Annotated in this window: 9 protein-coding genes and 1 pseudogene; 5 read left to right on the top strand and 5 right to left on the bottom strand. The window is 44.5% G+C overall.

Going from position 1 to position 8,282, the window contains the following annotated elements; translation table 11 throughout:
- Positions 1–93: 93 nt before the first annotated feature.
- Positions 94–354 (top strand): hypothetical protein, encoded by a 261-nt coding sequence (locus tag Q4579_RS22455; protein WP_303567138.1) that lies wholly within the window; start codon positions 94–96, stop codon positions 352–354.
- A gap of 91 nt (positions 355–445) precedes the next feature.
- Positions 446–1,509, top strand: a protein-coding gene (locus Q4579_RS22450) for an IS3 family transposase (protein ID WP_303567137.1) whose coding sequence is annotated in 2 segments (ribosomal slippage) — positions 446–698 and positions 698–1,509 — 1,065 coding nt in all. Because the reading frame shifts where the segments join, the coding sequence is not laid out codon by codon here.
- A 35-nt stretch (positions 1,510–1,544) separates the two neighbouring features.
- Here the strand turns inward: Q4579_RS22450 and Q4579_RS22445 are convergent.
- From Q4579_RS22445 to Q4579_RS22435, 3 genes are all read right to left on the bottom strand, one after another.
- Complete coding sequence (locus tag Q4579_RS22445) at positions 1,545–2,585, bottom strand: IS481 family transposase (protein ID WP_303567136.1); 1,041 nt, start codon at positions 2,583–2,585, stop codon at positions 1,545–1,547.
- Positions 2,586–2,794: 209 nt separating this feature from the next.
- Positions 2,795–3,187, bottom strand: coding sequence for a helix-turn-helix domain-containing protein (locus tag Q4579_RS22440; RefSeq protein WP_303567134.1), 393 nt, complete (start codon positions 3,185–3,187; stop codon positions 2,795–2,797).
- The gene (locus tag Q4579_RS22435) at positions 3,141–3,431 is read right to left on the bottom strand and encodes a hypothetical protein (protein ID WP_303567133.1); all 291 of its coding nucleotides are present in this window, start codon (positions 3,429–3,431) and stop codon (positions 3,141–3,143) included. Before Q4579_RS22435 ends, Q4579_RS22440 begins: the two co-directional genes overlap by 47 nt.
- Before the next feature lie 1,043 nt (positions 3,432–4,474).
- Here Q4579_RS22435 and Q4579_RS22430 point away from each other — a divergent pair.
- On the top strand, positions 4,475–4,735 hold the full coding sequence (locus tag Q4579_RS22430) for a hypothetical protein (protein ID WP_303567131.1): 261 nt from the start codon (positions 4,475–4,477) through the stop codon (positions 4,733–4,735).
- A gap of 128 nt (positions 4,736–4,863) precedes the next feature.
- Here the strand turns inward: Q4579_RS22430 and Q4579_RS23120 are convergent, their stop codons facing one another.
- A complete protein-coding gene (locus tag Q4579_RS23120; protein ID WP_368502016.1) occupies positions 4,864–5,094 on the bottom strand; it encodes a helix-turn-helix transcriptional regulator in 231 nt (76 codons plus the stop codon).
- Between the two features lie 129 nt (positions 5,095–5,223).
- A pseudogene (locus Q4579_RS22425) lies at positions 5,224–6,350 on the bottom strand (ISAs1 family transposase).
- Positions 6,351–6,640: 290 nt separating this feature from the next.
- Between Q4579_RS22425 and Q4579_RS22420 the strand changes: the two are divergent.
- On the top strand, positions 6,641–7,099 hold the full coding sequence (locus tag Q4579_RS22420; protein ID WP_303567129.1) for a hypothetical protein: 459 nt from the start codon (positions 6,641–6,643) through the stop codon (positions 7,097–7,099).
- Positions 7,100–7,597: 498 nt separating this feature from the next.
- A complete protein-coding gene (locus Q4579_RS22415) occupies positions 7,598–7,921 on the top strand; it encodes a hypothetical protein (RefSeq protein WP_303567127.1) in 324 nt (107 codons plus the stop codon).
- Positions 7,922–8,282 lie beyond the last annotated feature (361 nt).

Here is an 8,282-nt window from a genome sequence, read left to right as displayed (position 1 = left end):
GCCTGCAACCGCAGACGAAATAGCAAATGAAGCATTCAAATTTACGAGTAAGAATGAGGGTGCTTCTATTAGAGTCCGTGGAGGCGGTTTGTAATGAAATCAAAACTAGTAAATGAGCTTGATAATGTATTAACAAAGGAGGATTTTTCTAAATTTATTATAAGTATGATCGCTGACTTTAAAGATCATTCTGATGATTGGGAAAATCAAGACTTACCAAGCTTTTTAAAGGCCGTATCTGGATGGGTTGAAGACATGGACGGTTTCTATGAGAATCAAGGAAAAGAGTTTCCCGGTGATATAAACTGGAAAATCTTTGCTGATATTTTTTATGCTGCAAGAATTTACGAATAATAAAAAGTTGATACAAAAGCCCGTGTCCACTTCCCCTATGCTGAGACAGTCTAAACTGGAGATTTCTGCCACATAACAGCAGGAGATTACCATGAAGAAGTCACGGTTCACTGAGTCACAGATAGTCGCGATTCTCAAAGAAGCGGATGCTGGCCTGAAGGTCGATGATATTTGCCGTCAGCACGGGATTAGCAGCGCCACCTACTATAACTGGAAAGCCAAATATGGCGGGTTGGACGCCTCTGAGCTCAAGCGAATCAAAGAGCTTGAAGCAGAAAATGCCAAGCTCAAAAAGATGTACGCAGACGTCAGTTTAGAAAACCAGGCCATGAAGGAGCTGTTCGAAAAAAAGGGTTGGTAGCCAGCAGCAGGCGCGATTGTGCATGTATGTTGGTGGCTGCAGGTCTTAGTGTCACCCGCGCGTGTCGACTCACTCTTTTGGGACGGGCCAGTTACTACAGAAGCCCCAAGGATTGGCGCATTGCCGACAGCGATGTTATCGATGCTCTAAATGCGGTGCTTGAGAAGTCACCCAATGCAGGATTCTGGAAATGCTTCAGACGAATGCGGCGAAAGGGAAAATGCTTCAATCATAAGCGCGTATACCGAGTTTACTGCCGGATGGGATTAAACCTAAAACGGCGACGAAAACGTGTATTACCGGCTCGCATTGCCATGCCATTAGATGTGGTGAGTGAAGCCAACTATCAATGGGCACTCGACTTTATGCATGACAGCTTATATTGCGGAAAGCGTTTTCGAACACTGAACATTCTTGATGAATCGACCCGAGAATGTCTGGTGATAGAAGTGGATACGAGTTTGCCCGCAGGACGCGTGGTGCGCGCTTTAGAGCATTTGAAACAGGAGCGAGGTCTGCCAAAACAGCTTCGAATGGATAATGGGCCAGAGCTAATATCGTCCCAGTTAACCGACTGGTGTGAGGCTCACAACATTGAGATGGTTTATATCCAGCCAGGAAAACCTCAGCAAAATGGGTTTGTAGAACGATTTAATGGGTCATTTCGCCGCGAATTCTTGAATGCCTATTTGTTCGAGTCACTCGAACAGGTTCGGGATATGGCTTGGGTATGGATGTGCGATTACAACGAAGAGCGCACCCACGAGAGCTTAGGTGTACTGATTCAGACCTGATCTGACAGTTACCCACTTTTAGCGGTGCTGTCAGATTATATTTGGGTCAGATCCTTTTCTTCCCAGATAGCCTTCCCATCGCGAAGCGTTTCCAATGGTGTTCTGCCATTGCACATCTTGCCCTGATGAGTCCGTTCAGTGTTGTAGTATTCCATCCACTCGTCCAGATCTTTTTGGAGTTCATCTAAGTCACCATAGAGTTTCTTTCTGAAAGTCACTTGGTAGAACTCGTTCAGTATGGTCTTATGGAAGCGTTCGCAGATACCATTGGTCTGAGGCGACATGGCTTTGGTTTTCGTGTGGTCGATGTCATTGATCGCCAGGTATAACTGGTAGTCATGCTGCTCGACACGGCCGCAGTATTCGGTGCCTCTGTCCGTGAGGATACGCAGCATCGGTAGCGCTTCAGATTCAAAGAAGGGCAGAACTTTGTCATTGAGTAAGTCTGCCGCGGTAATGGGCGTTTTCGTGGTGTAGAGCTTTGCAAAAGCCACTTTGCTGTAGGTATCGATGAAAGTTTGTTGGTAGATGCGCCCAACGCCTTTCAGGTTGCCCACGTAAAACGTGTCTTGAGAGCCGAGATAACCAGGATGGGCGGTTTCTATTTCACCACATACCTCATCATCTCGTTTCTTACGTTCAAGCGCAGCAACTTGCTGTTCGGTGAGGATGATTCCTTCATCAGCGACCTTTTTCTCTAAAGCGACTAATCGCTTTTTGAAGTTCTCCAGGTTGTGGCGAAGCCACACAGAGCGAACGCCGCTTGCCGAGATGAAGACACCTTGCTTCCTCAATTCGTTGCTCGATCTCACTTGCCCATGAGCTGGATATTCCAGCGCATAAACCACGACGGCTTGTTCTGTCGTCGGATCAACACGGTTTTTCATGTTGGGCGTTCTTCGGCTTTGATTGACCAAAGCATCGACGCCACCTGTTTCTGCCAGCTCTTGGTAGCGATAGAAAGTGTCTCTGGAGACACCCATGACTTTACAGGCTTTTGAGACATTACCGAGTTCTTCTGCGAGATTGAGAAGACCAGCTTTGTGTTTGATGATTGGATTGCTAGTATGATGCATGAGAGTTACCTCTTTGTTTCTTTGATTTAAGATTCAGCACCTTAATCAAAGTGGGTAACTCTCTTCTTTTCAAATCGAAGTGTCAGATCTGGTCTGAACTAGTACAGCTTAGGCAATATTCCTCCGGCTGAATACCGGAGACAACTGGAAACCTCTAGTTTTGAATTGTCTCGCTAAAGGGGAAGTGGACACCCGCACTAGCGGGCTTTTTAATGTGCAGCTTGCTGGATCACCGTATCTAACATCTCCATCAAAAACTGCTGCTTCGCTATTGGTTGCTGCCTGACCTGTTCGATCTGCTGTTGCAGCTTCGACGCAGGTCCGCGTTTATTACTTCCCTTAGCCGCTTCCTGACTGTACAGTAGCTCATCGACTGAGCTATGTAAGCTCTCTGCCAGCGGAACCAGTGTTGATACCGCTATCCTTAACCGCCCAACTTCATAGTGAGCCAGTGTCTGCTGTGATATCCCCAACTGCTCCGCAACCTGAGTCTGAGTCAATCCCAGTGCTTTGCGTGTCTGAGCGATCCGCTGGCCGAGTTCCTTATAAAGCTGCTTATCTTCGGGTGTCATCTGGCTGTTCCACCGTTGTGCTGAAGCCATAATTATACCCCCTGTTTTGATAAATACCGTTGACAATACTCCAAAATAGAGTGCTCTGAAACAGAGTTATTTTTACTCTTTTAGTATTGACGGGGTTTTGGGGAGGGTTACACCAGGTTTGGCGGAGCAGTTGGGAAGGGTTAGAGCCAGTGCGCTCGGCTTCAGCCAGAAGCGCCATGTAGTCACTTAAAGAAAAGCGTGAAGTGACGGCACGCATAGCGTTGTTGTTATTATAAATCGCCATGTCGTTTTACCTGTTAATCGTATTTACTGTCTACCCCAGTAACGGCGGGGCCTGACAGGTGATACCTTGTGTATCGGTATACCGAAAGGTCACCCCATCCAGGTCAGTCTGGCAAAGGCCTTGGAGCGCATCGCGATACGGGCCGTCTGCACAGAAGGTGCGTGGTCGTATGTATTACTCCCTTGCCAATGTCTTGTTGCTGAACAGTCATACAGTGATGGGTGAGAAAGTTGGTTAAGGCCTCACGTTGAGGCTCAAAAAGCTCGTAATCCAACACACCAAAACATCACAGCATGATTAGAACTCATCGGTGTATACAGTGTATCAAGAGATAACACCCAAAATAAACAACATGTTGCACAATAATGAGTTACAAAAGCAAAACCCTATTAACGATAAAAATAATGTCAAGTGACAAGTCACTGAAGATGCGGCATAAAAGCGGGAAACCGAGTCAGCAAAAAAATCGCACCCTATTAAAAACTAATTTACTGTCAAGTGGGCAAATGCCTTAAACCAAGCCGATATCGGGGCATAAACGCCCCTATATAGTGAATGAGTACTTAAAAGTAAACGGCAACTTAAGCGAAATAGTGCCTCTGGGGCATAAAGTTGTTAACATGAGGTCAGCACTTGGGGTGCAGGCTCTTTAAGGTACTGAAGGCATTAGGGTTGTGGGCAGTGTTAGCTACGATGAACGTCAGGGTGTTCTGATGTTACAAAGGGATTAGCAGACCCAAGTTCTATTCGATTTACGCAAGATAGTATTAAGGCCACTTTTAAGGATGGTCGTTCATTGAAAGGTTTGATCGATGATTTGAAAAATCCGGAAAAGTAACAGCTAATGACTTGCCAGCAATCAGAACTGTTGAACGAGATGGGAAAGTTTTTTCTCTTGATAATCGTCGGTTAAAAGCTTTCCAAGAAGCTGGCGTACCAATACGGACAAAGCCTGCAACCGCAGACGAAATAGCAAATGAAGCATTCAAATTTACGAGTAAGAATGAGGGTGCTTCTATTAGAGTCCTTGGAGGCGGATTGTAATGAAATCAAAACTAGTAAATGAGCTTGATAATGTATTAACAAAGGAGGACTTTTCTAACTTTATTATAAGTATGATCGCTGACTTTAAAGATCATTCTGATGATTGGGAAAATCAAGACTTACCAAGCTTTTTAGAGGCCGTATCTGGATGGGTTGAAGACATGGACGGTTTCTATGAGAATCAAGGAAAAGAGTTTCCCGGTGATATAAACTGGAAAATCTTTGCTGATATTTTTTATGCTGCAAGAATTTACGAATAATAAATAAATAGTTGATACAAAAGCCCGCACTAGCGGGCTTTTTAATGTGCAGCTTGCTGGATCACCGTATCTAACATCTCCATCACAAACTGCTGCTTCGCTCTTGGTAGCTGCCTGACCTGTTCGATCTACTGTTGCAGCTTCGACGCAGGTCCTGCGTTTATTACTTCCCTTAGTCGCTTCCTGACCGTGCAGTAGCTCTTCGACTGAGCTAAGTAAGATCTCTGCCAGCGGAACCAGCGTAATACTGCTATCCTTAACCGCCCAACTTCATAGTGAGCCAGTGTCTGCTGTGATATCCCCAACTGCTCCGCAACCTGATTCTGAGTCAATCCCAGTGCTTTGCGTGTCTGAGCGATCCGCTGATCCAGTCACCTTATATGACGGGTTGCTTCAACCGCTATACTTATACGTGGAATAACCCGCTGAAGTATATTGATCCGACGGGGTTCAGACACATTGAGGGGGCAGGGCGTCCGCATGAATGGTTAAGGTTTAGCCATTGACTTAAATCCAGCCACAAGGACTTGCTCCAAAAAAGCGGGTTTCATCATGCAGCGTTTCTGCTTCATCGGCATGCTAATCTTGGTTGGCTCAGCTCTGAGCATGTTCAGTGCCATGTGCCTTAACCCCGCCAGGTTTTCAGCCGCGTTTTCTCGGTAAATCTGACAAGCATCTTCTCGCATACTCACATCTAATATCCAGTGCATTGACTCAATACCCCAGTGGGCGCGGATGGCATTCCCGGCCTGCTCTGGGGTCAGTTCGGCTGAACTGATATAGTAGCGATACTCCAACTCTGGCTCTTTGCCTTTTGCCGCACGGTAGTTTTCGACCATCACGATGCTGGTCAGCCCGCTCCAAGTGGAGAAGTCCCCCTCCAGTTCACTGGCATTCAATACATGGCAAGTACGCGCTTCAACCCGCCCCTTTTGCTTCTCAATTTGACACGTGGTCTTCTCTATTGGGGCGCGGCGGTGTGGGGCGAAAGCGGTCTGTACGGCTGCCGCTAACTTGCCCTGGTTGCCCTTAACCGCCAATAAGTAATCACCGCCCTTGCTGGTGATTGCTTCTGCAATCTTGGTCTGACAGGCCATCGCATCAATCGTCACGAGAGCGCCTCGCAAGTCGAGCATTTTAATCAGCGCCGGTATTGCGGTGATTTCATTGCTCTTGTTGTCGGTTTTGAGTTGGCCCAATACCAGTTGGTTGGCGCTGGCGTAGGCACTCACCATATGGATGGTGCTTTGCCTGTCGTCTCTGTCATAGGAGCCGCGCAAGGTCTTGCCATCAATGGCAACCACCTCACCACAGGTCAATTTGTGCACCGCTTTCATCCAGGCAAGAAAGCAGTCACGAAACTCAGCGGGATCTATACTCGCAATCAAACGAGCAAAGGTATCATCAACGGGTACCCCATTTTCAAATAGATTCTGTTTAAGAAACCACTCATGGTGGCCAAGAACGTATTCGCGAATATCGGTCCAGCCTTGGCCTCCTGCTATCACGGCACAGATCGAGCCAAACAAAATATCAAACAGAGGGTAGTCCACTTTTGCGCTTTGTCGTTCGTCACGATGATGCTGAAATGTTCTTTGATGGTATCGATATTCATGGCCACTCCTCAAAAGAGGAGCATAAGATCACAAATGGTTCGTCTGGTCAATTTTCACCTAGCATTGAGCAAAAAACGTTCATGATCTTGCCCTGATTGAGGGGGCGACGACTAATAGCCAGGAGACATCGACATCTAAGGACTTAAGTGGCCCCAAAGGTAATGCTGCAGATAAGAATGGTAAAAATGAAGAAGAGGGGGTTCCTACAAGGGAGGTATATTACCATCGGGATGGCTCATATGAAGAAATGCATGTAGTACCTGATGAGAGGTCTCCGTACGTAGACTCGATGGATAATAGTAATACTGGGAATTATCAAAAACATAAAGAAAATGCTCCAGCAACCACAGCTGCAGCAGTCGGTATTCTATCAGGTGTAAAAGAAAAGATTATCAAACATCAAAGGAGCTCTTGGAGAAAGAGATTAGATTTATCGGTTAGGGCCGAAAATGTTCAACTTAAATCTCTTACTAGATTATCAAGTGCAGGTAATTTAGCTGCTGGATTTTCAGTCATTTATACTGTACGTTCAGCCTTGAATGCAAATGTGACAGAAATGACTACTATTGAAAAGGTCGACTTGGTCGGAGACGTTGTTTTAGACTTAGCTTTCACTGCAATATCATTTTATGGTTTACCAGGCTTTGCCATAAGTAGTGCTTATGTAGCGATTGATGTTGCTGCAGACTATAATGCTTTTAAGGCAATAAGAATTAGAGTTTTTAAAACTATTAAAGAGTTGATGTGAGTATGAGTGATTTTTTTTCAATATCTGTTGAAATATTGAGAACCAAAATGGAAAGCATTTGGGGGGAGCACTATAAGAATAAGGCTGAAATATTGTTAACTCAATCGTTCGTTCATTATTTATTATCCCTGGTGGTTTTGTACACATATATTTTCGAATACAACCTCCTTAATAATGATTTGTTTTTGCTGTTCTTGTTTGCTTTATATTTTTTGCTTATAGTTGTTTTTTCTAGGTGCAAAATAGATCTGAAAGCCGTTCCACTACCGAAAATTAAAAGAATTAAATTTTTTGTTTTTGCCTTTGTTATTGCTTCTTTTTTAATATTAGCAATTAGTATTGGTTTTTATGTATTTGGTGTATGAGATTTCCCTTGTAGCTCTAGTGAGGCGCAGGGCAAGGTCATGAACATCTTTTGCTCATACACCAGAAATCACTAAAGCTCTCATGCGGACGTCCTGCGTCTAAAAGATGCTGAACCATTGTAGGGATAATGTTATGACTCATATGATTGAGATTAGTGATAGTTCCAATGGATTACTAACTGTTACCTTGCCAATGATATTAAATAAGATCGGTGTTGATGGGGCTAGCTTAAGCTGGTCCCTTTTGTACCTTTCTGCTACTGGTGATTTGGGCGAAGATAAATCGATAGTCGATTTTGAAGATAGTATTTCTGATTCGCCTAATGGCTTTTGTTTGGAGTGGCAGGAGCTAAATGACCTTTCTCATAACTTTGATCAGATTTTTGATACTTTAATTGTTGGTTCTACGAGTAAAGAATCCATAAAAAATATGCTGATGATGAAGACCTCTACTTAAACTATGTAGTTGTTCTTGATCTTTTTGATGGCGCTTATTGGAGAGTGTATGCGACTGATGAATCAATGATTGAAAGGTTATCGGCTAAGTTTTCGGATATAAAGCTTAACCGATAGTGTTAGGTTTTAGTCAGCTGTGACGACCAAGCAGCCCTCCATAACTCTGACCTTAACACAGGGCAGGATCGCACTTTGTTAATTGACTGAACTTTTACGAGTTTGCGCGATCTGATCATATAAGTTTAGTATTATATCGACCTGTCATGTCCCTATTTGATCACTTAACCCTCGTGGAAGAAAATCGTTCTCATATTAACCAACGCCATAACCTTGTTGATGTCATGTTTCTTATTTTATCCGCT

Source organism: Photobacterium sp. 1_MG-2023 (assembly GCF_030547945.1).
Lineage (GTDB): Bacteria > Pseudomonadota > Gammaproteobacteria > Enterobacterales > Vibrionaceae > Photobacterium.
Note: the sequence above shows the minus strand (reverse complement) of the source record. Positions and strands in the feature narration are given on the sequence as shown.

Coding starts and splice junctions, on each gene's coding strand:
- Q4579_RS22430 (WP_303567131.1), top strand. CDS start 4,475: ATGAAATCAAAACTAGTAAATGAGCTTGATAATGTATTAACAAAGGAG.
- Q4579_RS22435 (WP_303567133.1), bottom strand. CDS start 3,431: ATGGCGATTTATAATAACAACAACGCTATGCGTGCCGTCACTTCACGC.
- Q4579_RS22420 (WP_303567129.1), top strand. CDS start 6,641: ATGGATAATAGTAATACTGGGAATTATCAAAAACATAAAGAAAATGCT.
- Q4579_RS22440 (WP_303567134.1), bottom strand. CDS start 3,187: ATGGCTTCAGCACAACGGTGGAACAGCCAGATGACACCCGAAGATAAG.
- Q4579_RS22415 (WP_303567127.1), top strand. CDS start 7,598: ATGACTCATATGATTGAGATTAGTGATAGTTCCAATGGATTACTAACT.
- Q4579_RS22445 (WP_303567136.1), bottom strand. CDS start 2,585: ATGCATCATACTAGCAATCCAATCATCAAACACAAAGCTGGTCTTCTC.
- Q4579_RS22455 (WP_303567138.1), top strand. CDS start 94: ATGAAATCAAAACTAGTAAATGAGCTTGATAATGTATTAACAAAGGAG.